This window comes from Aquimarina litoralis (assembly GCF_019295435.1).
GTDB lineage: Bacteria > Bacteroidota > Bacteroidia > Flavobacteriales > Flavobacteriaceae > Aquimarina > Aquimarina litoralis_A.
The window spans coordinates 28,232-54,571 of sequence record NZ_WEKL01000024.1 but is presented as its reverse complement, the minus strand read 5'-3'; the positions used below and the strand labels follow the sequence as shown (position 1 = coordinate 54,571).

Genomic DNA, 26,340 nt, shown 5'->3' with positions numbered 1-26,340 from the left:
AAAGCTTAGTTTTCCTAATATGGCTTAACAAATATCACTTATTAAATTTTGTTTGGTGTTTTGATTTTCAGTGTTTTATGAGGTTAGGTATAGTGTGTGGGCTATTTTAAATCCAGAGAATCTCTAAGAACTTCATCTCTATTACTATTCTTTCCCCAATAAGCTGATTTAATACTTTTTAATTTGGTTGCTTTTGTAATTAATTCTTTAGCATTGGGACCGAATCCACTTGAAAAAGTTTCTGTCCAGCTTTCTATTTCGTAGGGAAATGAAGAAGAAAAGGTAAAGCTTATTTTTCGCTTCAATTCAGGATAATCTATTGTATAGGTACTAAGATCATTTTCTTTTTTTAATGCTGTTTTAGCAGTATATGCTTTAATTTCTTTATGCTTTAGGCGGCAATATTCTAGAGAAGGAATAATTTTCACATCTCCTTGAGGTAGATTTTCTGGATTGATTCTAATTTTTGTCCATAGTTCATTTTCTAGAATATCTTTATCTAACTTAAAGTTCTGATCTGCTTCTCCCTGAAAATAGGAATGAGAGATTATTTCATAATTTTCTCTATTATTAATTTGTGCATATACATGACCACACCATTCTTGCATAGAACTAGATACTTTGATCGCATGTTTAGTATCTGATACAGGATAGAAAGTACTTTGCATGATAGAATATGGATAAATACCAGTATTGAATTTTTTTGTAGCATTCAATTTTAGAACTGGTACATTGTCTTTGTTTTGATAGTCGGCTTTTACCTGCTCTTTAGGAAGGAAATCTTCAGTTACATATACTAGAACAGCTTTTCCTTCTCTGATTTCTCCATATCGAGCTTGTTCTAAAGTATAGGAGGTGATTTCTGCTTTTCCTGCATACCAGTATTTTTTAAAATCTTCAGATAATTCTTTAGTAATCATCATGTCAGATGCTACTTCGGTAGTAGTATTGTTTTCTACTGTATTGTTTTTTTCATCAGCTTTGATATTGCTACAGGCGATAATGATTAAAACTCCCAGTGCTCCAAATATTAATAAAGACTTTTTCATTTGTGCAATTTTATTGTTTTTTATTTGTCTAATGGAATTTGCCATCGAACAGTTTTATGTGAATTAACCAGTTATTATGGCTTATTTCATAGCGGTAATTTTGAATTTGTTGATTTATAAGGATATATTAAGAAATATATAAGAAGTCCTTAGGTGATTAATCAGCAAAACTAAATTACGACAAAGCTATGATTCGGCAAGTTCTATTAACGTTTCATAAACAAGTTGAACTGGTAGTCCCATAACATTGTAGTAGCTTCCTTCTATATGAATTATTCCAATATAACCTATCCATTCTTGTATACCATATGCGCCCGCTTTATCTAAAGGAGAAAAGGTTTCTACATAATAGTCAATCTCATCTTTAGATAACTCTTTAAAACTAACTTTTGTAGATTGGTTGATTACTTTAACTGTATTTACAGTTTTAAAACATACTGATGTAATTACTTCATGAGTTTTTCCCGATAAAGATGCAATCATTTTTTTAGCGTCATCCAAATTTTTGGGTTTACCCAAAGCTTTACCTTCATGCCAAACGATAGTATCACTGGTTACTAATATGTCATTTGACTTTAATTCTGTAAATTCTTTTGCTTTTAATTGGGCTAAATAGTCGGATATTTCAATACCTTTTAGATGATCAGGATATACTTCATTTACCTCTTTAATTTGTATTGTGAAATCAAGATCAAGATCTTTGAAAAACTGTTGTCTTCTAGGTGAACCAGATGCTAAAATAAGTCGATGATTCTTCAATACAGTTTTTAACATAGTATAACTTATTTCAGTATAAATTGATATAATAGCATAGATAATGAAGTAGCAAATAATACCAGTTTCAAGATGAGACTTAGAACCTTATAGTCTTTATTATTTTCTGCACTCCAACTTCTAAACATAAAGTATAATAAAGGCGCTACTAATACAACAAGAACCAGTACAACCGCAGTAGAATTACTAAATAAGTACGTATATACATAATAAATAATCAAACCAATAGGTATGATGGTAAGACCACTTATAAGTTTGGCTGTTCTATCTTTTCCTAAAGTAATGGGAATTGTCTGTAACCCATCATTATGATCTCTATCTACTGTCAAACAATCTTTAACAATTTCTCTAAGTGTGATCATAATAAATGCGAATATGGCGTAATCCACAATGATCAAGAAAATAACTTTTTGAGAAGCCTTATTTTGCTCCGTTATCGCAGGGAGTAAATCAAAGATAGCCACAGAAATTAAACCTAAAGCCATCATGATTCCCATAATCATATTTTTAAGAACAATAATTTCTTTCAAGTAAGTGGTATAAATATAAAATACACCAGAAACTACAATAAATAAAGCTGCCAATTTTGGCCAACCGATGATATTAGATAGGTAAAAACCAATTCCAACTGCAATTACATTGAAAATTATAAAAAGACGATTTGCGGTTTTTTCTGATATGGAAATTGTTGTATCCTCTTTGTTTTCAATATACAGCATAACATTTAGCGCTGCTACTAATGAAGTTGTAGCGATGATTAATAATGTAATTCCAAATCCGTTTAATGTAATATCGATATCAAAAGGTTCAAAAAGCCCATATTTAATACATAATTGCGCTAGTGCTATAAGAAGAAGATTATCAAATTTAATCAGCTTTAGATAAGATTGCATAAGGGATCCTTTGGTTTTGTCGCAAATGTAAGAATTAATCTTTTTTATAAGCGTATTAACCTAAACTCTTAAGAGCTATGTTTTATAGGGTTTTATCTATTTATTAACGTTAACGGTGGGTTAACGGTCGCCAATTCTTCGATTTCTTTAGTGTTGTTCTATACTTTTGATACCATCAACAATCAAAAAACGAATAGTAATGCTAAGAATCATCATCATTTTAGGAATCGTATCAAGCTCCTTCGCTCAGACGAAGTATCAAAAAGATTTTGATTACTATTGGAAAACAGTAGATCAATATTTTGCATACTTCGATGTTCAAAAAACTAATTGGGATAATGTGAGAAGGATTTATCAACCTTCTGTAGATACTATACAAAATGATGATGATTTTATTCGGTTACTAGAAAAGACTAATAATGAGTTGTATAATGGTCATATTAGTTTGAATAGAAATTTACCGTCTTCGAGCAGAATGATTCCTTCAGGGACTGATATTTGGGTTTCATATGAGAATAATAAATTTATAGTGACTGGTTTAAGAGATGGTTTTTCGGCACAAAATTCAGGCATAAAATTAGGGATGCAAGTAACTGGTTATAATGGAAGTAGTATTTCAGAAGGTATTAAAAAGTTCTTGCCTAAAAGTGTTTCAGTATATACTAAGGAAATGTATGAATATGCAGCTAATGTATTGTTAGCGGGTACACATGATACAAGTAGAAGTATTAATGTTAATAGCTCATTAACATTCGATTTGAAAGAAGAAACTAAGTTGAATCCCAAACAATTGGTGACTTCAAAAGTAATTGGCAACAACATTGGATATATAAGAATTAATAATTCGTTGGGAAATAATAGTACCATCGAAGCTTTTGATAATGCATTCAAACTGGTAGAAAATACAAATGGTATTATACTAGACCTTAGAGATACACCAGGAGGTGGAAATACAACGGTTGCAAGAGCGATTATGGGAAGGTTTATTACTCAAGAAGCAGCCTATCAAAGACATAGTTTTCCATACGAAGAGAAGTTATATGGTGTTAAAAGAAAAACCATAGAATTAGTTTCTCCAAGAGGGAACATCTATAGCAAGCCGCTTGTTGTTCTTTGCGGAAGATGGACAGGTAGTATGGGAGAAGGAATGACTATTGGATTTGATGGATTAAATAGAACAGAAACCGTGGGAACAGAGATGGCGGATTTATTAGGTGCTGTCTATAATTATACATTAGCAGAAACAAAAATTGGTTTTCAAATTCCTGTAGAAAAACTGTTTCATATTAATGGAACACCAAGAGAAGATTTTAAACCAAAACATTATATCTTAGATACCAAAGATCAATTGCAAAAAGCAGTTGAAATTATAAACGCATCTTTATAATGAAGAATAAAATAAACATATTAATTACAACTTCGATAATTGCTTTAGTAGCTTTAAGTGCCATTCAAGGATATTTAATTTACAATACCTACCAACTTAAAAAGGACGTTTTTATAAAAGAAACAAAAAAGGCTATTAGCAATATCGATAATACCAAAGAGATGGACTCTCTTGCAGAGCAGTGGTATACTTATTTAAGTGAAGACTTGGTAGAATACAAGAAAAATAAAATTCAGAAAAAAGAAGCACTTAATAAGTTTGGACCTAAAACAGATTCACTAAATRATCTTTTTAGAGCGTATTATGCAAAAGAGATTGCTAGTCGTAACCTTCAATATGATATTCAGTATAAGAAAGAAATCAAAAGTATTGTGATTTATGAAGAAGAAAAATTGGACACTATTTTTTCGGCGGGAGAAGGAGAGAATCCATACACTTTTGGAGAAAAATTTTCGAAAGAGGATGAAGTACTTATGAGTAATGCAAGGTGGTTTACAGACTTCGAATACGAAGATGATGCAAATGATGGAGGTATCAAAGTATCTTTGGATTTAGAGGTTCGTACCAAAGACTATATCAATATCATAGGTTGGAAACGCATCGTATTTGGTCAGATGGCTTCTTTATTCGTGTTTTCTGTCTTATTAATACTTTTTGTCATTATACTCTTATTTTACTCTATAAGAAATCTAATAAACCAAAAGAAGTTGGCAGAAATTAAGACTGATTTTATCAATAACATAACACACGAGTTAAAAACTCCAATGGCAACTTTAGGAATAGCCTCAAAAACACTAAGAAAAGCAGAAATACAAGCTTCTCCAGAGGCTTTCTCTAATACCTTGGATATTTTAGATAGACAAAACAATAGATTACAAAAATTAGTAGATCAGGTAGTTACAAATAGCCTTGGCTCTGAAGAAATCATACTTAAAAAAGAAGAGGTGTTAGATGATCTATATTTTAAAAATGTATTAAAAGATTTTGAGCTATCCGTGCAAGATAAAGATGTTACCATTACTTCTAAAATTGAATTTAGAGAGGTACATCTACATATTGACAAGTTCATGTTTACCACAGCATTATTAAATATTTTGGATAATGCAGTAAAATATGGAAAAGAAAAAGTAGAAATTGTTTTTAGAACATACCTCAAAGATGATATGTACGAAATATCTATTCATGATAATGGAATTGGTATTTCTCCTAAAGAACAACGAAGAATTTTTGAAAAATTTTATAGGATTACTGAAGGAGATGTACACGATGTGAAAGGATTAGGTTTGGGATTGTTTTTTACGAATCAAATTGTAAGAGCACATCAAGGAAATATAAGTTTAGAAAGCAAATTAGATTTAGGAACAACATTTACCATAAACATACCAATACATTTATAAGATGAAGCATATATTATTAGCAGAAGATGACTTTGATTTCGGAAGTATTTTAAAACAATACTTAGAGCTTCATGGATATAAAGTGAAATGGGCAAAAGATGGAAAAGAAGCTTTAGAAATATTTACTCAAGAGCAATTTGATATTTGTGTTTTTGATGTAATGATGCCTAAAATGGATGGTTTTACATTGGCTGAAAAAGTTATTGAAATACAACCTGAAACACCTTTTGTTTTTTTAACAGCCAAAAAAATGAAAGAAGACAAAATACGTGGGTTAAAGCTTGGAGCAGATGATTATATCGTAAAACCCTTTGAAGCAGATATCCTAGTGTTACGACTTCAAAATATATTAAAAAGATCACAGCGAATAGAAATAATAAGAGAAGAGGTATTCCCAATTGGAAATTACCAGTTTGATGCAACCAATCATTGCTTAAAATTAAACGATGAAAAGCAGAAACTGACCGAAAAAGAAACGATTTTAATTCAATATCTCTATGATCATAAAAATACTATGATCAAACGAGAAAATTTACTGAAGGATGTTTGGGGAAATGATGATTTCTTTTCGGGAAGAAGTATGGATGTATTCATCAGTAGATTAAGAAAGTATTTTAAAAAAGACGAAAAAATAAAAATAGAAAGTGTAAGGGGAGTAGGACTTACATTTCAAATAGAATAAATAGATTTCATCAATCATCAATCATCAATCATCAATCATCAATCAAAAAACGAAAATCATGAAAATATTACAAGTATTACTATTTTGTTGCATATCAATTTGCGCACATGCTCAAGTCAAAAATAATCAATTAGACGAAAAATTGAATGCCATCTATAAAACTAGTAAAATAACTGGTTTTGGGGTTTCTATATTTACATCAGACCAAATATTATATCAAAAAGGATTTGGTTATGCAGATAAAGAAACTAAAAAAGTGTATTCAGAGAATACCGTTCAAAATATCGGTTCGGTTTCTAAAACTTTTATAGGTATTGCTTTAATGAAAGCTATCGAAGAAGGAAAGCTGACAGTTGACACCCCTATTAATAAGATATTACCTTTGGATATACATCATCCTCGATACCCTCAAACTCCAATTTTGGTAAAACATTTGGCTACACATACCTCTTCAATTCTAGATGCTGATGCTTATGAAAAAAGTTATGTGTTGGAAGAAAAAGTTGCTCTAAGCCAAGAAAATTACACAAAAAAAGAGTTGAAAGAACTGAAAGCTTTAAAATCAAATCAAACATACAGTTTGGAAGCATTTCTTAAAAATTATTTAACTCTCGATGGGGAATGGTATGAAAAGAAAAACTTTTCTAAACATCAACCAGGAAAAAGATTTGAATATTCAAATGTAGGGTCGGCACTATTGGCTTATGTAATAGAAATAGCGACAGGAGTTTCATTTCCAGAATACACACAACAACATATTTTAGATCCGCTAAGTATGAAAGACTCTGGATGGTCTTATGAATCAGTCGATCCAAGTAAATATGCATCCGTATATACAGAAGCAGGGAATAAGATTCCAAGATACCATTTATGCACCTATCCCGATGGAGGGTTTAGAAGTAGTATTAAGGATTTATCGAAATATTTACAAGGTTTAATGAAAGGCTACTATGGAGAAGATGCAATTCTTAATACTTCATCTTTTCAGCAAATGATGTCTCCTCAATTAACAAAAGACCAGCTCAATACCAAAAAGGAAACAAAAGATAATTACGGGTTCTTTTGGGAAGTTACCACAGCAGGAAAGATGGGACATAATGGATCAGATCCTGGAATTCTTACGCTTATGTATTTTAATAAAAAAGACAAAATAGGAGCGATATTCTTTATGAATACTGGTTTGGAAGAAGATCAGGATATTCTAAAATCAGTAAGAAGCATTTGGAAAGAAGTAAAACAGTATAAATCCGAGTATTCCAAAAGCTTGTAAGTTTCTATAAGCATGAATATATAAATCAATCATTAACATAGTTGAGATTTCGTATTGGCGATTTCTCTTCATAAAAACGAACAATATGAAAACAATAGCTTTATGTATTGCAAGTCTTGTATTCGGCTTGCTTACAACACACGCACAAACCACCGAAAGTACATCTAAATCATCCTCAGAATTTTCTATAACCTATGATTCTGATGCAGAAAACAAAAAGTTCTACAGATCATTTGTTGTTTTGGATATGGATGATAACTACCGAATTAAGGTAAAGTTTATGAAGCACATGAAGTCAAAAGTGAAATCATATTTAGTTGATCAATTTGGAGAGCAAAATATGACGGTAAAGGATAATACTTATTATTGGGTTAAAGGAAATGAAGATGAAGAAGTATATGAGGTAAAACTAAAGGGTAATAAATTGAGAATCAATGTAGACAAAGAATTAGCTTCTGATAAACTGATGAAAAGATTTATCCTAATTGGCAAAGAATTGAAAGAAATTACATCACAATCAAATAATAATTCATAGTTAAAAATCAATCAACAATCGACCGTTTCATACGGATCATTAATCAAAAAACAAGTATTATGAAAACAATCATTTTTATGTTATGCATTGCATTGTCTACACCAGTAGTAAATGCGCAAACAAGTTCAAACACCAAAGTAACCGTAAATTATTCTAGTGATGATACGAGTGAAAAAGGCTATAAAATTAATATTTCTGTTTCCAATACAGATGATACTTATACGCTAAAAGCAAGTTTTCCATCTCATAAAACGGAAAGCGTTAAAAAGTTTCTTAAGCGACATTTGGATACCAAAATGTCTAAAAGTTATGGTACCTATACCTGGAACTATAATGTGAAAGGAGAAGAAGGATATAAAGTAAAACTTAGAAAGGGTAAGTTGTCTGTTTTTCTAGATAAAGATGCCATATCTATTGATTTGGTTGAGGATTTAATAGATGCTTTTGGAGATTTAAGAGATCTCATAAAAGACGAATAATAAGAAGTTAAAATTAAATTGTAACAGGAACAGATAGTAAATAGTCATTTAAGTAATCAATCAATATATCAATCATGAAAAAAACACTTTTTTTACTATTTGTTTCTGTTATTTTATATGCTTGTTCTAACAGACAAAAAGATATTGTATCCTATACAATTTCACCATTTCAAGTAGATAGTATTCCATCGATTAAAGTTCTTATGGAGTTTGAAGCCGATAAGGGGCGAACTACCAAACTAAGGTTTCAAGATGAAGCTTGGGGAGAAAAAGATTTACATAACAGTATTCATCATATGAATTTGGTAAATATAAAAGGAACAGTGACTAAAAATAGAGATAGTAACTGGATAGAGATCAATCATACTAAGGGTATCGATAAAATTCAATTTGAATATGTGCTTAAACAAGATGTAGAAGGTGATCTGGCTGCTCAAAATAGATATCGTCCAATGATTAACAATAATTACTTTCATATTTTTTCTCATAATATGTTTATGCTTCCAGATCATATTGTTTTAGAAAAAGATTCCAAGTTCGATGTTGTAATGAATTGGAATGATTTTCCAGAAGACTATATGATTCATAATAGCTTCGGAAGTAATGAAAAGCACCAAGATATTATTGATGTTAACGAAGAAGAGTTTCATTCTGCAATATTTGTTGGAGGAGATTTTAGAACGCATATAAATACTATAAATAATAATGAATTGATATTTGCAACAAGAGGTGATTGGATTCCTTTTGATGAGGTAGCAGTATCTGATTTATTACATAAAACAGTAAAGGCACAACGGAATTTTTGGAAAGATCATTCTCAAAAATATTTTACGGTAACAATGATTCCATTTCCACTTAATCAAGGAAGTAGTTTTGGCGGTACTGGATTAACAAATTCATTTGCAACTTCGGTTTCTAATAATAATCAGACATCTATTAAACAATTAAGTTATTTATTTAATCATGAGTTGATGCATAATTGGATAGGGCATAAAATCAAGAATGAAAACGAAGAAGAAGAGTATTGGTTTAGCGAGGGTTTCACAGACTATTACACACAAAAAAATATTGCTAAAAACAAAATTCTTGAAGCAGATGAAGGAGATTTTATTAATGAAATGAATATCACCATTAAGAATCTATATGCTTCTCCGGTTGCTACAGTCCCAAATAGTGAAATTACTTATGATAACTTTTGGTCTGATCGTAATTACGAAAAACTCCCATATTATAGAGGTTCGGTATTAGCTTTTCTTTTAGATCTAAAAATAAAAAAAGAGTCAAATAATCAATATAGTTTGGACGATGTTATGAGAGATCTTTTGGAGCAATCTAAAAATAAAGAGGTGAAATTAAATTCCAAAATTTTTATTCATACTGTAAATAAATATTTACCTCAGACTATTGATGTTTTTTTTCATGACCATATCGAAAAGGGAAAGTTATTTGACTTAATATCTATTTTTAATGATTTTGGATTGATATATACTCCCAAAGCAAAAGTGTTTGAGCAAGGATTTTCTTATGATCAGAAAACCAATATCGTTACAAATGTTATTGAAAATTCTGCTGCTTACAAAGCAGGTTTGCGGACTAATGATATTTTAAAATCCTGGAGTATTTATTATGGTAATATTGAAAAGGAAGTAGCGCTTAAAGTTGATAGAAACGGTAGTGAATCTCAAATTTCATTTTTACCAGTAAAGGAAATAGAGCTTCCACAATTATTGGTTAATCCTCAAAATATTGAAGTTATAAATTTATGATTATCGATGATGATAAGGCTCATTTCTTAGTATAGTAAATCTTCAATACAATTGCGCTCCAACAGACAATCGTATCATTGATACGTAAAATCAATTGATATTTTGAGTGTTGTTCTAGGTTTTTATAGATGTATATATTCCTTTCAAGAACTAAAAGAAGTGGTAAAGGAATAAATAAAACAACATTTATAAAGAAAACCCCTTTCATGTTTTGATGAAAGGGATTTCTATGGTGTAGCAAAAACTAAAACTTATTATTGAGTTTTGGTAATAGTATATTCAGTTATTTCTTGAATCATGGCTCCAGGATTAGTAGTTTGATTATTTGGTTGCACAAACCTAAACGTTACCTTAAAACCTATGGGTAAACATTTAGTGGTTCCCTTTGTAGGGATTCTATTAAGTTTTCTTAATAAAGAGTTTTTTGTAATTGTTTTTTCTAATGAAGTTTTGAGACGGTTGGTACCAATAGTTATTTTTCCTTTGTTTTTAATGTTTTTGACAGTAGCGTACAAAGAAGCAAATTGATTTATAGCTTTTTCTGCGGCTGTGGTCACACCAGCTGCTCCATAATTCTTAAATTCGATCATCTCTTCACAGTTTGCTATGGCATCAGGTGTACTGCCAGTTTTTGGACCATTGTTTTTATCATTTAAGATAATAACTTCTTCATAGTCATTATTGATCCCATCATTAGTAACCATACTTTCAAAAGCATCGTTTATATTGTTTTGTGTTCCTAACGGATCTGGATAGGTACCAGGAGGTTTAAGACCGTTACTCGCTGTATATGAGTACCACATTACAAATTTTTCATTGTTAGCACCATAAAACCGAACGGATAAACGATTAAAAGAAACTACTCTGGCTTGTACTTCTTCCATTTTTTCTTTTGCTGCTTTTAATCGATCTTCCATTGTTTTTCCTGCAGCATTTGTTTGACTGTATATACCGGCTTTTTGGCTAGTAGTTAGCGGTGTTAAACTATTACCGCTATAGGCTCTAATGTTTCCTGCTGTATTACGAGTTATACATTGATGATAGCTGTCTTCAATATTTGCAGCATTTTCTGGATGAGTAGCCTTAAGAGCAATACTATAGTAGCAATCTAGTTTACGTAAAAAACTATTGTCAATATTCCCTGCTTGCTCATCTAACTTTTGTCCTAGTGTAGGTAGTATTTCGTATACTTTTTTAAGAGTTTCAAGTAAAATAACTGTTGGAGCGCCTTCCGCCACAGTTGAAGCATACTCTTCAATGCTTGTTAATTTGATAGCATCAACTTTTGATCGAACAGCAGTATGTAGATCTGGTATAGCTCCTAAACGTTCATGATCTGTAATAGCTGTTGTATGTATAAGATGGTCAATATTATTTGTTTTATTAATGAATTGAGCATGATGCCATTTCTGATGTTCTTTTTCGTTGAAAGTTGATGACGGAATAAAGTCGTAAACTCCACTTACAAACATCTGTTCAAGTGTCACAGAATGATGATTGTAAAAATTAATTGAATTCCATATAGGTATACTAGCTTGAGGAGAATCACTAAAAGGTGATTTTGATCTAACCTGGCCTGCATAAGTACGTGTTGCAGGAATAGTATGTTTGCCATTTAAGATAAAACTAGTGGTAGATTCGGGGAAATTTATGTTTGGCTCTACCACATGGATCTTATAGGTTCTAGCTGGTAAAGTGGTCATTTGAGGGTCCAAAGCAGAGTTATATAGGTCATTATTAGTTGCATGTAGTACTGTTGTCTGTACTAGTTGAGATAAATGATTAGCATCCTCACGGTATAATCTAGTGTCTTTTTTTATTGCCCATGATTTTGCAGTAAAATCTAATCTTATATAATCAGTTGCGGAAGAACTAGTAAATAAATAAACTTTTTGTGATCGTCCTGTAAAATCTGAATTTTCAAAAAATTCTGCCACCAGTTCTTTATTATTAGAATTATTTTTAGCAAGATTATGATTTGTAATTTCTTCATTAATTGCTTCAATCATCTGATCATCATCAGTAGAACAACCAATCGTTAAAAAAAGTAGTAAAAGCGTTAAAAATTTGAAATGCCTCATCATTAAAAAAATTATGTGTTGATATTTGTTTTTAATTGTTTTAGCCGCGGCTAATTATTGATGAGGCAAATGTATAAGTGTTTGATTAAAAGCTTTTTATTTACGCGTTTGCAAAAAGTGTATTGCGTATTTATATTAGGTGGACAAGAGGTGTATAACAGGTTATAAAGGTGTGCAAAAGGTGTATAGTGCTATTTTTTTGTCAAATTACAACTGGATTTGCTGATTTTTGGGATAAGAAATTTGGAAAGATAAAACTTTAAGATTCTTATATTATTTCCGAGCTTATTATATGAGAACTGGGAAGAGCGCTTTGTTATTCTATTTAATAAATTTCACCGATGATGATAAGGTTCATTTCTTAGTATAGTAAAACCTCTGTATAATTGTTCAATAAAAAATAAGCGAATCATCTGATGAGAAAATGTCATTTTGGATAACGAAAGTTTGCCATTCGCTCTGTTGTAAACCTCCGGACTAAAACCATAAGGACCTCCAATAACAAAGATTAATTGTTTAATACCACTATTCATATGTTTCTGTAGAAGTTCTGAAAAACCTACAGAATCATATTGTTTACCATTTTCATCCAATAATACCAGAACATCAGAAGCAATTGTTTTACTCAAAATTAGCTTTCCTTCTTTATCTTTTTGTTGGGCTTCACTAAGATTTTTAGAATTTTTTATATCAGGTATAATCTCAAAAGAGAACTTGATGTAAAAACCTAATCTTTTGATATATTCTGATATAAGATCCTGTAATTGTTTATGATCGGTTTTGCCTACTGCAATTAATTTAATAGTCATAGCTATAGATTCTTAATGGACTTTGTAGTTCCAACTTCATTCTTCCAACTTCTTTTCCTACTTTAGCAAAAATAACCATTCAATATGATTACAAAGACTCAATTCGACAACGAAATTGAATTAATAATAGCCAACGCTATACGTGAAGATGTAGGAGATGGAGATCATAGTTCTTTAGCATGTATCCCAAATACTGCAACTGGAAAAGCTAAACTTTTGGTCAAAGATGAAGGGATATTAGCAGGAGTAGATTTTGCAAAAAAAGTGTTCAACTATGTTGATCCCAATATGCAAATAGAGGTCATAATAGAAGATGGTACAAAAGTAAAGTATGGTGATATCGCTTTTTATGTTTCTGGAAGTTCACAATCTATTCTGAAAGCAGAAAGGTTAGTGCTTAATGCAATGCAAAGAATGAGCGCTATAGCAACAAAAACGAATCATTTTGTACAATTGTTAGAAGGAACAGGAACTAAAATTTTAGATACCAGAAAAACAACTCCAGGAATCCGAGCATTAGAAAAATGGGCAGTAAAAATTGGTGGTGGAGAAAATCATCGGTTCGCATTGTATGATATGATTATGCTAAAAGATAATCATATCGATTTTGCGGGAGGAATAACCAAAGCTATCGAAAAAACTAAAAAATATTTAGCAGATACTAATAGGGATTTGAAGATTATAGTAGAAGCTCGTGATTTAGATGAGATTAAAGAAATTCTTAAAACACCAGGTGTGTATAGAATATTGATCGATAATTTTAATTATGAGGATACCAGAAAAGCTGTAGAACTTATAGGAGATACATGTCTAACAGAATCTAGTGGAGGTATTAATGAAAATACAGTTCGTAAGTATGCGGAGTGTGGTGTAAATTATATTAGCAGTGGTGCATTAACGCATTCGGTATATAATTTAGACTTAAGTCTGAAAGCCGTATAATATATGTCGAAATCAGTTGAAGATAAACTCTATAAAATTCCGATTATAAATCTTTTAGTTAAAATCGGAAAAAAAGTTATTCTTCCTGGTTTTGAAGGACTTTCATTGTATGATCTGATAGAAATATATACAATAGGTATCGTAAAAGGAACATTTTCTGCTAGAGCCAGTTCTATTTCATGGAGCTTTTTCTTATCACTTTTCCCTTTTTTACTTTTCTTACTTAATTTAATACCTATTATACAAATAGATGGTTTTCAGGAAAACTTTTTTGAATTTATAACTTCTGCATTACCAAATCAGTCAAAAATTTTCTTTGAGGAGATCTATAAAGATATCTCAGATAATCCAAGGACAGGATTATTATCTACTGTTTTTGTTCTTTCTTTATTTTTAATGACCAATGGTATCAATGCTGTTTTTTCTGGGTTTGAATATTCATATCACGTTACTTTAAATCGAAATTTTGTAAAACAGTATATTATAGCTTTAGGGGTTTCTTTAATTGTGGCATCATTGTTGTTAATCACGGTAATAGTAACATTATATTTTAGTTACTTGTTAGAAAACTTAAAAGAAATAGGAGTAATGGACAACACTGTTTTTTGGTTACAATTTGGAAAATATGGATTATTTGTATTAATGATCTTTCTTATTGTTGCTACCTTGTTTTATTTCGGTACTACAGAGGGAAAAATGAATAGATTCTTTTCTCCAGGTGCATTTATGACGACAATATTAATCATAGTTACCACCTATTTGTTTGGAATATATATAGATAACTTTTCTAACTATAATAAATTGTATGGTTCTATTGGAGCGATGTTAATCCTTATGGTTTATATCTGGCTGAATGCAAATTTACTATTGTTAGGTTTCGAATTAAACGCCTCTCTTATCAAATTGAAGAAGAATTTTTAATATTTTAGCATCATACAAACATATAATTTAACAAAAATGAAAAAACTAAGCTTATTATTTATTCTTTTAGCAATCGTTGGAACAACTCAAGCTCAGGTAAAAGTAGGAGATGCTACATTACCTAATAAAGTAACCTTTAGTGGTGAAGATTTATCCATTAATGGTGCAGGTTTAAGAGAGAAGTTCTTTTTTGATATATATGCTGGAGGATTATATCTTAAGAAAAAAAGCGATAGTGGGAATGCAATAGCTGCTGCTGATGAAACTATGGCGATTAAACTGCATATTTTATCAGGAATGATGTCTAGAAGCAAAATGGCAGGAGCTTTAAGAGATGGATTTAAAAAATCTACAAACGGAAATACAACTTCTTTAGATAAAAGAATTAATACCTTCATCGGTTTTATCAAAGATGAAATAGAAGAAGGACAAATCTATGATATTGTATATGAAAAAGGTAAAGGAAGTGTGATCTATAAAGATGGAGTAGAAAAAGGATATGTAGAAGGTTTAGATTTCAAAGAAGCACTTTTTAAGATATGGATTGGAGATAATCCTGCAGATAAAGGATTAAAAAATGAAATGTTAGGTGCTTTTTAGGATAAAATGCTTATTTTAGCGGTGAAATACACAAATTTAACGTTTTTTTTTGGATATTGCTATGCGCGCATAACATATTTTATTACTTTTGAAACTCGAATGGAAAAATTGATATTAATATACCCCAAATAAAACTTTGACAAAGATGAAGAATATTACTTTATTAATTGTAGCGTTGATTTCTCTAAATACTGCTACAGCACAGATTAGAGTAGGTAAGGCTGTTTTACCTTATGAAGAGAATTTTGGCGATACGGATCTTAAGTTAAATGGTGCGGGGATGCGTGAAATGTTGTGGATAGACCTTTATGCAGGAGGATTATATTTACAGAAAAAAAGTAAAGACCCAAGAGCAATCTTAGATGCTGATGAAACTATGGCAATTAAATTAAATATTGTTTCAGGTTTCGTAACACAAAAGAAGATGATTAAAGCAGTTAGAGATGGTTTTAACAAAGCTACTTTTGGAAACACAAAATCGTTAGATGAAAGAATCAATAAGTTTATTAAATTTTTTAATGAACCAATTGTGAAAAACGATATTTTCGATATTGTATATATAAAGGACAAAGGAGTTACTTGTTTTAAAAACAGTAAAGAACTTGGTGTTATTGAAGGACGTGACTTTAAATATGCATTATTTAAAATATGGTTAGGTGATGAACCCGCTAGTGAAGGAATCAAAAATGGAATGTTAGGAATACAATAACTCCATTAGTGATCATAAAATAAGAAAAGCTACCTGAGCTCAGGTAGCTTTTTTGTTACCATACTATTTTTTTATATTGAAGTCTAAAAAATAAATTAATTAGAATGAAATTATCTCAAATCATTATTGCATCTTTTATCTTATTAACTGGAATTGTAAATGCTCAAGATGGAATCATTGGAAAATGGAAAACCATAGATGATAACACTGGAGAAGCTAGATCCATTGTTGAAATTTATAAAAAAGGAAATCAGATTTATGGTAAAATAGACCGTATTCTAAAAGAAGCAGATAGAGGGCAATTGTGTACAGAATGCGAAGGTGAGGACTATAATAAACCTATAGAAGGTATGGTGATTATCAAAGGCCTTGAAAAAGATGGAGATGAATATGAAGATGGAACAATTTTAGATCCTGAAAATGGTAAAGTATATAAGTGTAAAATTTGGCTAGAAGAAGATGATCCTAATACGCTGAATGTGAGAGGCTATATTGCTTTTCTATTCCGAACACAACAATGGATCAAAGCATAGCTTTTTTCTTAAGGAATTTTGATTTAAAGAAAAATTTAACATTTTTCATTGTTAGTTTTTAAAAAAATACGGAACTAAGACCTTGTAATTTTATAAAAAACTAAATCATGAAAAAAATAATTACCCTATCTATTTTATTAGTTGTTGCTACGGTAGCTACTGCTCAAATACGCGTTGGAGACGCTGTTGTTCCTTATAAAGTAACTTTTGAAGGAGAAGAACTTACACTTAACGGAGCTGGTGTTAGAAAAGTTCTAGGTGTAGAAACTTATTCTGGTGGATTATATACAGTAAATAAATATACAGATGATAGAAAAGTCTTAGATGCWGATGAAAGTATGTCTATTAGATTAGTAATTAATTCTAAGAAAGTAACAAACAAAAGAATGATCAAAGTATTTAAAAAAGGTTTTGATGATGCAATGTTTGGAAATACACAGAGTTTAGATGAAAGAATCGATCAGTTTTTAGAATTGTTCGCAAGTTCTACACAAATTAATGACTTCTTTGACTTAGTGTATATCAAAGGAAAAGGAGTGAGAACTTATAAAAATGGTGAAGAAATTGGATATATCGAAGGAAGAGATTTTAAATATGCATTATTTAAGATTTGGTTAGGAGATGAGCCAGCTTGTAAACTTATCAAAGGAGGAATGCTAGGACAAAACGGATAAACATATTATATACCCCAAAATAAACAAAATCCAGATCAATTGATCTGGATTTTGTTGTTTGTAATATTTGGTAAAGATGTATTTTTGTATGAAGCAAAAGTGTCAATGTCATATTTTATAGATGTAATTCTTCCTATTCCTCTTGATAAAGAGTTTACCTATAGTGTGAATCAGAATGAAGCTCATTTCCTAAAACCTGGAATGAGAGTAGCTGTACAATTTGGTAAAAGTAAGGTATATGCAGCTCTAGTCACAAAAATTCATCAAACAGCACCTGAGATATATGACGCTAAAGATATAGAGCATATTCTTGATGAAGTCCCAATCGTTACTTCTCATCAATTAAAGCTTTGGTCATGGATCTCTGAATATTATATGTGTTCAAAAGGAGAGGTGATGAGGGCTGCTTTACCAAGTGCTTTTTTGTTGGAAAGTGAAACTATTATTCATAGAAATGATAAGGAGGAAATTGACGAAAATCTATTAAAGGATGACGAATTTCTGTTGTATGAAGCTTTACAGCATCAAAGTTTACTACGCATTCAAGAAGTTATGGATATCATTGGTAAAAAAAATGTGTTACCTCTTATAAAAAGACTGATTGAGAAAAAAGTCATAACAGTTCAGGAAGAAATATATGAACAATATAAGCCCAAACTTGTGCGCTATGTTAAATTACAAGTTTCATATACAAGTGAGGAAGGATTACAAGCATTATTAGATTCCTTATCCAGAGCTCCAAAACAAAGAGATGTGCTCATGCATTTGTTTATGTTGCAAGCGCAAAGTACTAAGGCAATTAAGGTAAAAGATTTGATTAAAGCTTCTAATAGTACTTCAGGAGTTGTAAAAACATTAATAGATAAAGACATTTTAGAAGAATATCATTTGCAAACGGATAGAGTGCAATATGAATCGAATGCAGTAGCAAGTAGTAAAAATTTAAATACTTATCAAGAACAAGCTTTATTAGCTATCAAAGAAAGCTTGTTAGAAAAAGATGTTTGTTTGTTTCATGGAGTCACTTCCTCCGGAAAAACCGAAGTATATGTAAAATTAATTGAAGAACAAATAAAAGAAGGAAAGCAAGTTTTATACTTGTTACCTGAAATTGCCCTAACCACTCAATTAATAAGTAGATTACAGGAATATTTTGGTAAAAAACTAACAGTCTATCACTCCAAATATTCGGTAAATGAAAGAGTAGAAGCATGGAATAATGTAAAAGAATCTAAAGAAAAGGCGCAAATCGTCATAGGAGCTAGATCTTCCGTTTTTCTTCCTTTTACGAACTTGGGATTAATTATCATTGATGAAGAACATGAAAGTTCTTTTAAGCAGTACGACCCCGCACCACGATATCACGCCAGAGATACTGCAATAGTATTATCTAAAATGTTTAAGGGAAAAGTAGTTCTTGGATCTGCTACACCAGCATTAGAATCGTATTTCAATGCAAATCAAAAAAAGTACGGACTCGTAGCTTTGACTAGAAGATACGGCAATGTATTGATGCCAGATATTAATTTGGTTGATCTGAAAACCAAATATAAGCGCAAGGAGATGAAAGGGCATTTTAGTGATACATTGCTAAAGGCAATAGAAGAAGCGCTAAAAGAAGGAGAGCAAATTATTTTATTCCAAAATAGAAGAGGATATTCGCCAGTAGTAGAATGTAACACCTGTGGGCATTCTCCTCAATGCCCGAATTGCGATGTAAGTTTAACATATCACAATTATAGAAATCAACTACGATGTCATTATTGTGGATATCACATAGCCATGTTGCAAAAATGTCAAGCTTGTGGTAGTCATGAGTTAACAACCAAAGGTTTTGGAACTGAGCAAATTGAAAACGAATTGAGAGAGTTGTTTCCAGAACATAATATCGGTAGAATGGATCAAGATACTACCAGAGGAAAACATGGTTATGAAAAAATAATTACAAAGTTCGAAGAAGGAGAGATTGATATTTTGGTAGGTACGCAAATGCTCAGTAAAGGTTTGGATTTTAGAAACGTAACTTTGGTTGGTATTATGAATGCTGATAATCTTCTTAATTTTCCAGACTTTAGAGCGCATGAGAGAAGTTTTCAATTGATGCAGCAAGTAGCGGGAAGAGCTGGTAGAACCAGTAAAAGAGGTAAAGTGTTAATTCAAACATATAATCCGTTTCATCAAATTCTACAGCAGGTATCTGTTAACGATTATGATGGGATGTATAAAGATCAAATAGAAGAACGTTATCAATATAAATATCCGCCATTTTATAGAATCATAAAAATAACAGGACGTCATAAAGATTATAATAGGGTTAACGAAGCTACAGATTGGTTGGCAAAATCCCTTAGGATGAGTTTTAAGGAAAATATTTTAGGACCAGAGTTTCCTCCAATTTCAAGAATAAGAAACCAATACAATAAGAATATATTAATTAAAATACCTAACGGACAGTCATTAAAAAAGACCAAAGAGATTATTAGGAAAATACAAAACTCATTTAAAAGTATTAAAGAGTTTTCTGGAGTAAGGATCATTATCAATGTAGATAATTATTGATAGAAAATAAAAAATCCCATTACTAGTGTTGCAATGGGATTTGTACTTTATTATAATTTGTTTTATCCACTTAAAGCCTCTATCAAAGAATGTTTTTTATGTCTACTTAGAGGTATCTTTTCATCAGCTATCTCTATGTTACGACTATTATAACGTTCTACCTTATCAAGATTTACGATATAAGATTTGTGTATTCTTAGGAAACGATCGCTAGGTAATTCTGCTTCAAAGGATTTCATGGTAGCCAATACTACTATTGGATCACCATCCTCCATAATTAGTTTTACATAATCACCTAAAGCTTCAACATATTTAAGCTGACTTAAAAATATTTTACGCTTCTTTAGATTACTTTTTACAAAGATATAATCATCATCCTCTACAGCAGATTGTTCTGAATTTAAACGAGACATGCTAAGCGCTTTTTCAACTGCTGCATTAAATCGATCTTTTTTTAGGGGCTTTCTTAAATAATCGATAGCGTCGTAGTCAAAGGCTTTAAAAGCATATTTTGTTTTTCCAGTAACAAATATGATATGAGGTTTGTTTTCTAGATCATCTAAAAGATCAAAACCGGTAAGTATTGGCATTTCAATATCTAGAAACAATAGGTCAACCGGAGTATCTAATAATCCGTTTTTTGTCTCAATAGCGTTATTCCATTCAGCCACTAATTCTAGTGATGAATGTTCATCTATTAATTTCACAATAGCGAGTCTTTGTAGACGAGAATCGTCTACTACTGCGCATTTTAATTGAGATTGTTCCACTTGCATAGGTTAATATTCTATACAATATTAATGAATATATATTATTTCCACAAACATTTTACGCTTTTTATCGATAAAAGATGTGTTTCGTCGAAGTGTATTTTAGTTTGAAAATCAAAAAAATAATGTTACTTTTGCAGCCAATTTTAATTAAAAATAGATTTTTTATGAATCATTATGAAACTGTTTTCATCTTGAATCCCGTTTTATCTGAAGAGCAGATAAAGGAAACAGTTAAGAAATACGAAGACATTCTTGTTTCTAACGGTGCCAAGATGATATCTAAAGAAGACTGGGGTCTTAAGAAGTTAGCGTATGCAATCCAGCACAAGAAAAGTGGTTTTTATCACTTATTTGAGTACACTGTACCTGGAGAAGCAATCAACACTGTAGAGGTTGAATTCAGAAGAGACGAAAGAGTAATGCGTTATTTAACTGTAAGATTAGATAAGCATGCGATCGCTTGGGCTGAGAAAAGAAGAAATAGAAACAAACAAAAAGCTTAATTATGTCATCGATAGAACAACAAGCTAAAGGAAAAAAAGATGGAGAGATCAGATATCTTACTCCATTAAACATAGATACTTCTAAGGCAAAGAAATATTGTCGTTTCAAAAAATCAGGAATTAAATATATCGATTATAAAGATCCTGATTTCTTAATGGCTTTTGTAAATGAACAAGGAAAATTATTACCTCGTCGTCTTACAGGTACATCTTTAAAATATCAGCGTAAAGTGAGTGTTGCTGTTAAGAGAGCAAGACATTTAGCATTAATGCCATACGTTGGAGATTTATTAAAATAAAATTCGTCATAACATTATGGAACTTATATTAAAGAAAGACGTTGAGAATCTAGGATTTGCAGACGATGTAGTAGAGGTGAAAAACGGTTATGGACGTAACTTTTTAATTCCTGGAGGATATGCAGTATTAGCAACTCCATCTGCTAAAAAAGTATTAAATGAAACGTTAAAGCAACGTGCGTTTAAAGAAAAGAAGGAGATTGAAGATGCTGAAAAATTAGCTAAGAAAATCGCTGGATTTGAAATTAAAATCGCTGCAAAAGTTGGAACAGGTGATAAATTATTTGGTTCTGTTTCTAGTGCTGATGTATCTGATGCGTTAGCTAAAGAAGGAGTAGAATTGGAAAAGAAATTTATTACCGTACCTGGTGGAACGATTAAGCGTTTAGGTCAGTATGAAGCTTCAGTTAGACTTCATAGAGCTGTGATTACTCCAGTTGCTTTTGAAGTAGTAGCGCAAGCAAAATAAATACCACAAATTCGGTTGATAAACCGGTTTATAAGAATATGAAAACCGCTCATTTTGAGCGGTTTTTTTGTTTATTTTCATTGTATTCACACAAAAACAGCAATCAATGAAAAAAACTCTAATCACCCTAGTTTTTGCATTATTTGCAATAACAGCGCATGCTCAGGTAACCACTTCTAATATTTCTGGATTGGTCTATGATAATGCTAATCAATTGTTACCAGGAGCAAATATTACAGCAATTCACTCTCCAACAGGAACAACATATGGAGGAACAACCAATTTCGATGGAAGGTTTGATCTTATTAATTTACGAGTAGGAGGTCCGTATCGCGTCACTATTAGTTATGTTGGTTTCAAGAAAAAAGTGTTTGATGATGTATACCTTCAATTAGGACAGGCCTATAACATTGATGTTATCATGGTTGAAGATGCAAATCAATTAGAAGAGGTCGTTATTACCACAAATAAAAATGCAACATTTAGTAGTGAACGAACGGGAGCCGAAACTAGTATTGGTAATAGAGAGCTAAAATCTTTACCAACTATTACCAGATCTGCAGCTGATTTTTATCGTTTAGAACCAACAGCTTCTAGTAATGGTTCTTTTGGAGGAAGAAATGATCAGTTTAATAATTTTAGTTTAGACGGATCTATTTTTAATAATCCATTTGGACTAGATGCAGCCACTCCTGGTGGTCAGACCAATGCACAACCTATTTCACTGGATGCTATTGATCAGATACAAGTATCTACCGCACCTTATGATGTTACGCAGGCTGGATTTACAGGTGCATCCGTAAATGCAGTAACCAAAAGCGGTACTAATGAATGGAAAGGTACTGTTTATGGTTTTTATCGTAATCAAGATTTAACAGGAGATAAAGTAGGAGATGATGATATTATTGTACCAGATTTAACTCAAGCACAATACGGAGTAAGTATTGGTGGTCCTATTGTAAAAAATAAATTATTCATTTTTGGGAATTTTGAAGTTGATGATCGTGAAGATTTAGGATCTAATTTTTTGGCAGCTAGACCTGGATTAACAGGTGCAAATGTTTCTAGAGTATCTGCAGAGGATCTGGATTATGTTTCTGAGCAACTCAGTTTGCTGGGGTATGAAACAGGTCCTTATGAAGGATATACGCATAATACAGAGTCTACAAAGGGAATCTTAAAATTAGATTGGAATATTAGTAATAATCATCGGTTGGCGGTAATCTATAACTTTCTGGATGCTTCTAGAGATTTACCAGCAAATCCTGAGGCAATCGGTAGAAGAGGTCCTGACTTAACTACCTTACAGTTTAGAAATGCAGGGTATACGATTAATAATAAAATTAATTCGTTTTTAGTGGAGTTGAACTCTAATTTTGGAGGAAATATATCCAATAAGTTTCAAGCAGGGTATACCTTGTTCGATGATAGTAGAGATCCGTTTTCAGCTCCTGCACCTCCTATCAATATTGCACAAGATGGTGTGCGATATATTGTAGCAGGACACGAGCCTTTTTCTATTAATAATAGATTGGAGCAAAAGGTGTATCAGGTAACTAATAATTTAAACATTGTGACTGGTAAGCATACAATTACCTTAGGAGGAAGCTTTGAAAGATTTGAGTTTGATAATTCTTTCAACCTTGGTGTGTATACTTATTTTAACGCCAATGGAGGCGTAGGGACCTTTGCACCAGATTTTGATAGTGTTCGTATAACTCCTGGTTCTACTAATAGTTTTGAACAGGCAATAAATAATGGACTTATTGCAGAAGCGTTGGCAAATGCTCAAAGCGTATTCGATACCAATAATGCCACAAACAATTGGGCGTTAGCTGAAACCAATGTAGGGCAATTGGCATTTTATGCACAAGATAAATGGCGAATGAGTGATAAGTTTACATTAACTTATGGGATAAGAGTAGATCAGCCATTGTTCTTTGATACCAGAGATAAAATTGCTGAAAATATTGAAAGGGCAGCTGGTGGAGAATTTCCTGATGGTAATTATCAACCAGGAATTACATATTTTGATGAAAACGGAAGTCCAACAAACCTAAATAGTCTGGATTTACCTTCTAAAGAATTATTAATTTCTCCTAGATTAGGTTTTAATTATGATATAAAAGGAGATAAGACCATACAAATTAGAGGAGGAACAGGAATTTTTACAGGCCGCCTTCCGTTTGTTTGGATTGGAAATCAAGTAGCTAATCCGAACTTTTTCTTTTACACAACTTCCTCTCCAGACTTTCAATTCCCTCAGGTTTTCAGAAATAGTTTAGGGATAGATTATAAGTTTAAAAATGGATTGATCGCTTCTACAGATATCATATATACTGAAGATATCAATGCGCAAATGGTACGGAATTTTGGTTTAGCAACACCTTCTGGAACATTAAACGGAGCTGATAGTCGACCAATCTATTTACCATCCGATAGAGCAGTTAATGAATTTGGTGGTGTAACGAATGCGTATGTATTTACGAATACCAATGTAGGGCATTCATTTAATTGGTCTTTTAAATTGCAAAAGAGTTTTAAGAATGGACTGTTTGCTAGTGTGGCATATAATTTCTTAGAGGCAGAAGATGCTAGTTCTCTAGATGCTGAAATTTCTAGTGATGCTTATGATAGAAATCCTGCTTTAGGAAATGTGAATCAAGCTATAAGTACCGCATCCAGATATGGAGATCGACACCGAATTGTTGGGCAGATCAATAAATCTTTCCACTATGGTAAAAACAAACAATGGAGAACTTCTTTAGGAGCTTTTTATGAATATGCACAAGGAGGAAGGTTCTCTTATACTTATTCTGGTGATATTAATAATGACGGGTCTGTTTTAAATGACCTAATTTATATTCCTACCCAAGCAGAGTTAAGTACTTATAATTTTAGTGGTACTCCAACTGAACAAGAAGATCAAAGAGCTGCTTTAGAAGCCTATATCCAACAAGATGAATATCTGAGAGAAAGAAGAGGTAACTATGCAGAGAAATATGCAATTTTAAGTCCTTGGCGTGGAAGATGGGATGTGAAGCTTTTACAAGATTATAATTTTCAAATAGGCAATAAAACGAATACAATACAATTAAGTGTGGACATTCTTAATTTTGGTAATTTGCTAAATTCGGATTGGGGTGTGATCGAAATACCGGTGAATGATCAGCCAATTGGAGTTACAGTGGATGCGACAAATACGCCTACTTATTCTTTTGATACTTCACAAACGAGAACATTTGCAAATGATTTTAGTCTGGATTCTAGATGGCAAGCACAAGTTGGTTTGAGGTATATCTTTAACTAAAATATCTATATAAAAAGTAATATAAAAATCCGTTCTTAATTATTAGGAACGGATTTTTAATTATCACTATTTTTGCAGCCAATTTTATAGAAGATATGAAGTATAAAAGACTCACTAAGGAACAATTAGAAGAATTACATCAGGAGTTTATTAACTTTTTGGCGACACAATCGATTACTGCCGAAGAGTGGAGTGATATTAAAACCAATAAACCTGAAGTTGCAGAGGAGGAGCTGGATGTTTTTAGTGATTTAGTTTGGGAAGGTGTGCTTACAAAGGCTCAGTTTTTAGAACATTTTTCTAAAGACCAAATACATCTTTTTCATCTCGGAGAAAACGAAATGCATTTAATCGCTGTAAAAGTAAATGTTGCTGATATTGATATTACGACAAAAGAAGGGTACAACTGGTTACGCAATAATTTGTTAGATGATCAGGTGGCTTTTTATAATGCTAATAAAGCTTATAGTAATGATCCAAATCTAGATAAGTTTAAGTTGATTCTACAAGGGGCAAATATTACCAAAGGAGAGTTATTCCAATATTTCGATAAGTTGATTGGTGATAAGGAATAAAACTTATTTTTTGGTTTTATTTAATAATAGTTTTAGTCCTTTGTTCGATAGGATGTGTCCATTAAAAGAGTATGATCCTTTAGTAAAGGAATATGTTACTTGACACATAGGATTATATTTTTTACCGAATAAAAGGTTAGGGATATTGCTCGGTTTATGGGTGTATCTTATTTTTCTACCCTTTATTTCTTTTAAAGGGATTTTTTTAATAATTATTCCAAATGCGTTTTTGAATACAAGAGTATGTTTTATGATTCTTACCGTACATACAATTGGAAAATTTAAAACAAGAAGAATAATTAAAATGGATACATCTAAAAGATTAGCATCTAAAAAAACAATTTTTTTGAG

Annotated in this window: 25 protein-coding genes; 19 read left to right on the top strand and 6 right to left on the bottom strand. The window is 31.5% G+C overall.

The window, feature by feature from the left end:
• Positions 1-101 precede the first annotated feature (101 nt).
• From GBO31_RS13925 to GBO31_RS13915, 3 genes are all read right to left on the bottom strand, one after another.
• The gene (locus tag GBO31_RS13925) at positions 102-1,094 is read right to left on the bottom strand and encodes a septum formation inhibitor Maf (protein WP_246615874.1); all 993 of its coding nucleotides are present in this window, start codon (positions 1,092-1,094) and stop codon (positions 102-104) included.
• A gap of 141 nt (positions 1,095-1,235) precedes the next feature.
• Positions 1,236-1,823: a Maf-like protein gene (locus tag GBO31_RS13920; RefSeq protein WP_219008966.1), complete on the bottom strand. Its 588-nt coding sequence runs from the start codon at positions 1,821-1,823 to the stop codon at positions 1,236-1,238.
• An 8-nt stretch (positions 1,824-1,831) separates the two neighbouring features.
• Positions 1,832-2,716, bottom strand: coding sequence for a geranylgeranylglycerol-phosphate geranylgeranyltransferase (locus tag GBO31_RS13915; RefSeq protein WP_219008965.1), 885 nt, complete (start codon positions 2,714-2,716; stop codon positions 1,832-1,834).
• Positions 2,717-2,915: 199 nt separating this feature from the next.
• Here GBO31_RS13915 and GBO31_RS13910 point away from each other — a divergent pair, with 199 nt between their 5' ends.
• The 7 genes from GBO31_RS13910 (at position 2,916) to GBO31_RS13880 (ending at position 10,232) form a co-directional block, all read left to right on the top strand.
• Positions 2,916-4,103: a S41 family peptidase gene (locus GBO31_RS13910; protein WP_219008964.1), complete on the top strand. Its 1,188-nt coding sequence runs from the start codon at positions 2,916-2,918 to the stop codon at positions 4,101-4,103.
• On the top strand, positions 4,103-5,500 hold the full coding sequence (locus GBO31_RS13905; RefSeq protein WP_219008963.1) for a sensor histidine kinase: 1,398 nt from the start codon (positions 4,103-4,105) through the stop codon (positions 5,498-5,500). The genes GBO31_RS13910 and GBO31_RS13905 overlap by 1 nt, the downstream gene beginning before the upstream one ends.
• Position 5,501: 1 nt before the next feature.
• Positions 5,502-6,182 (top strand): response regulator transcription factor, encoded by a 681-nt coding sequence (locus GBO31_RS13900; protein ID WP_219008962.1) that lies wholly within the window; start codon positions 5,502-5,504, stop codon positions 6,180-6,182.
• 58 nt (positions 6,183-6,240) lie between these two features.
• Positions 6,241-7,452, top strand: a complete 1,212-nt coding sequence (locus tag GBO31_RS13895) for a serine hydrolase domain-containing protein (protein ID WP_219008961.1) — start codon at positions 6,241-6,243, stop codon at positions 7,450-7,452.
• 85 nt (positions 7,453-7,537) lie between these two features.
• Complete coding sequence (locus GBO31_RS13890) at positions 7,538-7,987, top strand: hypothetical protein (protein ID WP_219008960.1); 450 nt, start codon at positions 7,538-7,540, stop codon at positions 7,985-7,987.
• A gap of 59 nt (positions 7,988-8,046) precedes the next feature.
• Entirely contained in the window at positions 8,047-8,466 is a 420-nt protein-coding gene (locus tag GBO31_RS13885; protein ID WP_219008959.1) for a hypothetical protein, read from the top strand.
• A 74-nt stretch (positions 8,467-8,540) separates the two neighbouring features.
• Positions 8,541-10,232 (top strand): M1 family aminopeptidase, encoded by a 1,692-nt coding sequence (locus GBO31_RS13880; RefSeq protein WP_219008958.1) that lies wholly within the window; start codon positions 8,541-8,543, stop codon positions 10,230-10,232.
• Between the two features lie 254 nt (positions 10,233-10,486).
• Here the strand turns inward: GBO31_RS13880 and GBO31_RS13875 are convergent, their stop codons facing one another.
• Together GBO31_RS13875 and rlmH are read right to left on the bottom strand one after the other, a co-directional pair.
• Positions 10,487-12,316, bottom strand: a complete 1,830-nt coding sequence (locus GBO31_RS13875; RefSeq protein ID WP_219008957.1) for a hypothetical protein — start codon at positions 12,314-12,316, stop codon at positions 10,487-10,489.
• 332 nt (positions 12,317-12,648) lie between these two features.
• On the bottom strand, positions 12,649-13,122 hold the full coding sequence (gene rlmH, locus GBO31_RS13870) for a 23S rRNA (pseudouridine(1915)-N(3))-methyltransferase RlmH (protein WP_219008956.1): 474 nt from the start codon (positions 13,120-13,122) through the stop codon (positions 12,649-12,651).
• 84 nt (positions 13,123-13,206) lie between these two features.
• Here rlmH and nadC point away from each other — a divergent pair, with 84 nt between their 5' ends.
• The 7 genes from nadC (at position 13,207) to priA (ending at position 20,060) form a co-directional block, all read left to right on the top strand.
• Positions 13,207-14,064, top strand: coding sequence for a carboxylating nicotinate-nucleotide diphosphorylase (gene nadC, locus GBO31_RS13865; RefSeq protein ID WP_219008955.1), 858 nt, complete (start codon positions 13,207-13,209; stop codon positions 14,062-14,064).
• 3 nt (positions 14,065-14,067) lie between these two features.
• Positions 14,068-14,985, top strand: a complete 918-nt coding sequence (locus GBO31_RS13860; protein WP_219008954.1) for a YihY/virulence factor BrkB family protein — start codon at positions 14,068-14,070, stop codon at positions 14,983-14,985.
• Positions 14,986-15,021: 36 nt separating this feature from the next.
• The gene (locus GBO31_RS13855; protein WP_219008953.1) at positions 15,022-15,585 is read left to right on the top strand and encodes a chalcone isomerase family protein; all 564 of its coding nucleotides are present in this window, start codon (positions 15,022-15,024) and stop codon (positions 15,583-15,585) included.
• 145 nt (positions 15,586-15,730) lie between these two features.
• On the top strand, positions 15,731-16,294 hold the full coding sequence (locus GBO31_RS13850; RefSeq protein WP_219008952.1) for a chalcone isomerase family protein: 564 nt from the start codon (positions 15,731-15,733) through the stop codon (positions 16,292-16,294).
• A gap of 104 nt (positions 16,295-16,398) precedes the next feature.
• On the top strand, positions 16,399-16,827 hold the full coding sequence (locus GBO31_RS13845) for a DUF2147 domain-containing protein (protein ID WP_219008951.1): 429 nt from the start codon (positions 16,399-16,401) through the stop codon (positions 16,825-16,827).
• Between the two features lie 107 nt (positions 16,828-16,934).
• Complete coding sequence (locus GBO31_RS13840) at positions 16,935-17,501, top strand: chalcone isomerase family protein (RefSeq protein ID WP_219008950.1); 567 nt, start codon at positions 16,935-16,937, stop codon at positions 17,499-17,501.
• A 105-nt stretch (positions 17,502-17,606) separates the two neighbouring features.
• Positions 17,607-20,060 carry a replication restart helicase PriA gene (priA, locus tag GBO31_RS13835; RefSeq protein WP_219008986.1) on the top strand — a complete coding sequence of 818 codons (2,454 nt, stop codon included), beginning with the start codon at positions 17,607-17,609 and terminating at the stop codon, positions 20,058-20,060.
• 62 nt (positions 20,061-20,122) lie between these two features.
• Here priA and GBO31_RS13830 read toward each other — a convergent pair whose 3' ends face one another.
• The gene (locus GBO31_RS13830) at positions 20,123-20,836 is read right to left on the bottom strand and encodes a LytR/AlgR family response regulator transcription factor (protein WP_219008949.1); all 714 of its coding nucleotides are present in this window, start codon (positions 20,834-20,836) and stop codon (positions 20,123-20,125) included.
• Between the two features lie 161 nt (positions 20,837-20,997).
• Here GBO31_RS13830 and rpsF point away from each other — a divergent pair, with 161 nt between their 5' ends.
• The 5 genes from rpsF (at position 20,998) to GBO31_RS13805 (ending at position 25,989) form a co-directional block, all read left to right on the top strand.
• Entirely contained in the window at positions 20,998-21,336 is a 339-nt protein-coding gene (rpsF, locus tag GBO31_RS13825) for a 30S ribosomal protein S6 (protein WP_027391118.1), read from the top strand.
• A complete protein-coding gene (gene rpsR / locus GBO31_RS13820; RefSeq protein ID WP_170837001.1) occupies positions 21,336-21,635 on the top strand; it encodes a 30S ribosomal protein S18 in 300 nt (99 codons plus the stop codon). Before rpsF ends, rpsR begins: the two co-directional genes overlap by 1 nt.
• 16 nt (positions 21,636-21,651) lie before the next feature.
• Positions 21,652-22,104, top strand: a complete 453-nt coding sequence (gene rplI / locus GBO31_RS13815; RefSeq protein WP_219008948.1) for a 50S ribosomal protein L9 — start codon at positions 21,652-21,654, stop codon at positions 22,102-22,104.
• A 106-nt stretch (positions 22,105-22,210) separates the two neighbouring features.
• Positions 22,211-25,414, top strand: a complete 3,204-nt coding sequence (locus GBO31_RS13810) for a TonB-dependent receptor (RefSeq protein ID WP_219008947.1) — start codon at positions 22,211-22,213, stop codon at positions 25,412-25,414.
• 95 nt (positions 25,415-25,509) lie between these two features.
• Positions 25,510-25,989: a DUF6495 family protein gene (locus GBO31_RS13805; RefSeq protein WP_219008946.1), complete on the top strand. Its 480-nt coding sequence runs from the start codon at positions 25,510-25,512 to the stop codon at positions 25,987-25,989.
• Positions 25,990-26,340: the final 351 nt, after the last annotated feature.

Bases quoted from the DNA above. Each gene is read 5' to 3' on its own strand.
- rlmH (WP_219008956.1), bottom strand. From the start codon at position 13,122: ATGACTATTAAATTAATTGCAGTAGGCAAAACCGATCATAAACAATTA.
- priA (WP_219008986.1), top strand. From the start codon at position 17,607: ATGTCATATTTTATAGATGTAATTCTTCCTATTCCTCTTGATAAAGAG.
- GBO31_RS13855 (WP_219008953.1), top strand. From the start codon at position 15,022: ATGAAAAAACTAAGCTTATTATTTATTCTTTTAGCAATCGTTGGAACA.
- GBO31_RS13850 (WP_219008952.1), top strand. From the start codon at position 15,731: ATGAAGAATATTACTTTATTAATTGTAGCGTTGATTTCTCTAAATACT.
- GBO31_RS13895 (WP_219008961.1), top strand. From the start codon at position 6,241: ATGAAAATATTACAAGTATTACTATTTTGTTGCATATCAATTTGCGCA.
- GBO31_RS13920 (WP_219008966.1), bottom strand. From the start codon at position 1,823: ATGTTAAAAACTGTATTGAAGAATCATCGACTTATTTTAGCATCTGGT.
- rplI (WP_219008948.1), top strand. From the start codon at position 21,652: ATGGAACTTATATTAAAGAAAGACGTTGAGAATCTAGGATTTGCAGAC.
- GBO31_RS13885 (WP_219008959.1), top strand. From the start codon at position 8,047: ATGAAAACAATCATTTTTATGTTATGCATTGCATTGTCTACACCAGTA.
- nadC (WP_219008955.1), top strand. From the start codon at position 13,207: ATGATTACAAAGACTCAATTCGACAACGAAATTGAATTAATAATAGCC.
- GBO31_RS13860 (WP_219008954.1), top strand. From the start codon at position 14,068: ATGTCGAAATCAGTTGAAGATAAACTCTATAAAATTCCGATTATAAAT.
- GBO31_RS13880 (WP_219008958.1), top strand. From the start codon at position 8,541: ATGAAAAAAACACTTTTTTTACTATTTGTTTCTGTTATTTTATATGCT.
- GBO31_RS13805 (WP_219008946.1), top strand. From the start codon at position 25,510: ATGAAGTATAAAAGACTCACTAAGGAACAATTAGAAGAATTACATCAG.
- GBO31_RS13925 (WP_246615874.1), bottom strand. From the start codon at position 1,094: ATGGCAAATTCCATTAGACAAATAAAAAACAATAAAATTGCACAAATG.
- GBO31_RS13875 (WP_219008957.1), bottom strand. From the start codon at position 12,316: ATGATGAGGCATTTCAAATTTTTAACGCTTTTACTACTTTTTTTAACG.
- GBO31_RS13900 (WP_219008962.1), top strand. From the start codon at position 5,502: ATGAAGCATATATTATTAGCAGAAGATGACTTTGATTTCGGAAGTATT.
- GBO31_RS13890 (WP_219008960.1), top strand. From the start codon at position 7,538: ATGAAAACAATAGCTTTATGTATTGCAAGTCTTGTATTCGGCTTGCTT.
- GBO31_RS13845 (WP_219008951.1), top strand. From the start codon at position 16,399: ATGAAATTATCTCAAATCATTATTGCATCTTTTATCTTATTAACTGGA.
- GBO31_RS13910 (WP_219008964.1), top strand. From the start codon at position 2,916: ATGCTAAGAATCATCATCATTTTAGGAATCGTATCAAGCTCCTTCGCT.
- rpsF (WP_027391118.1), top strand. From the start codon at position 20,998: ATGAATCATTATGAAACTGTTTTCATCTTGAATCCCGTTTTATCTGAA.
- GBO31_RS13810 (WP_219008947.1), top strand. From the start codon at position 22,211: ATGAAAAAAACTCTAATCACCCTAGTTTTTGCATTATTTGCAATAACA.
- GBO31_RS13915 (WP_219008965.1), bottom strand. From the start codon at position 2,716: ATGCAATCTTATCTAAAGCTGATTAAATTTGATAATCTTCTTCTTATA.
- GBO31_RS13830 (WP_219008949.1), bottom strand. From the start codon at position 20,836: ATGCAAGTGGAACAATCTCAATTAAAATGCGCAGTAGTAGACGATTCT.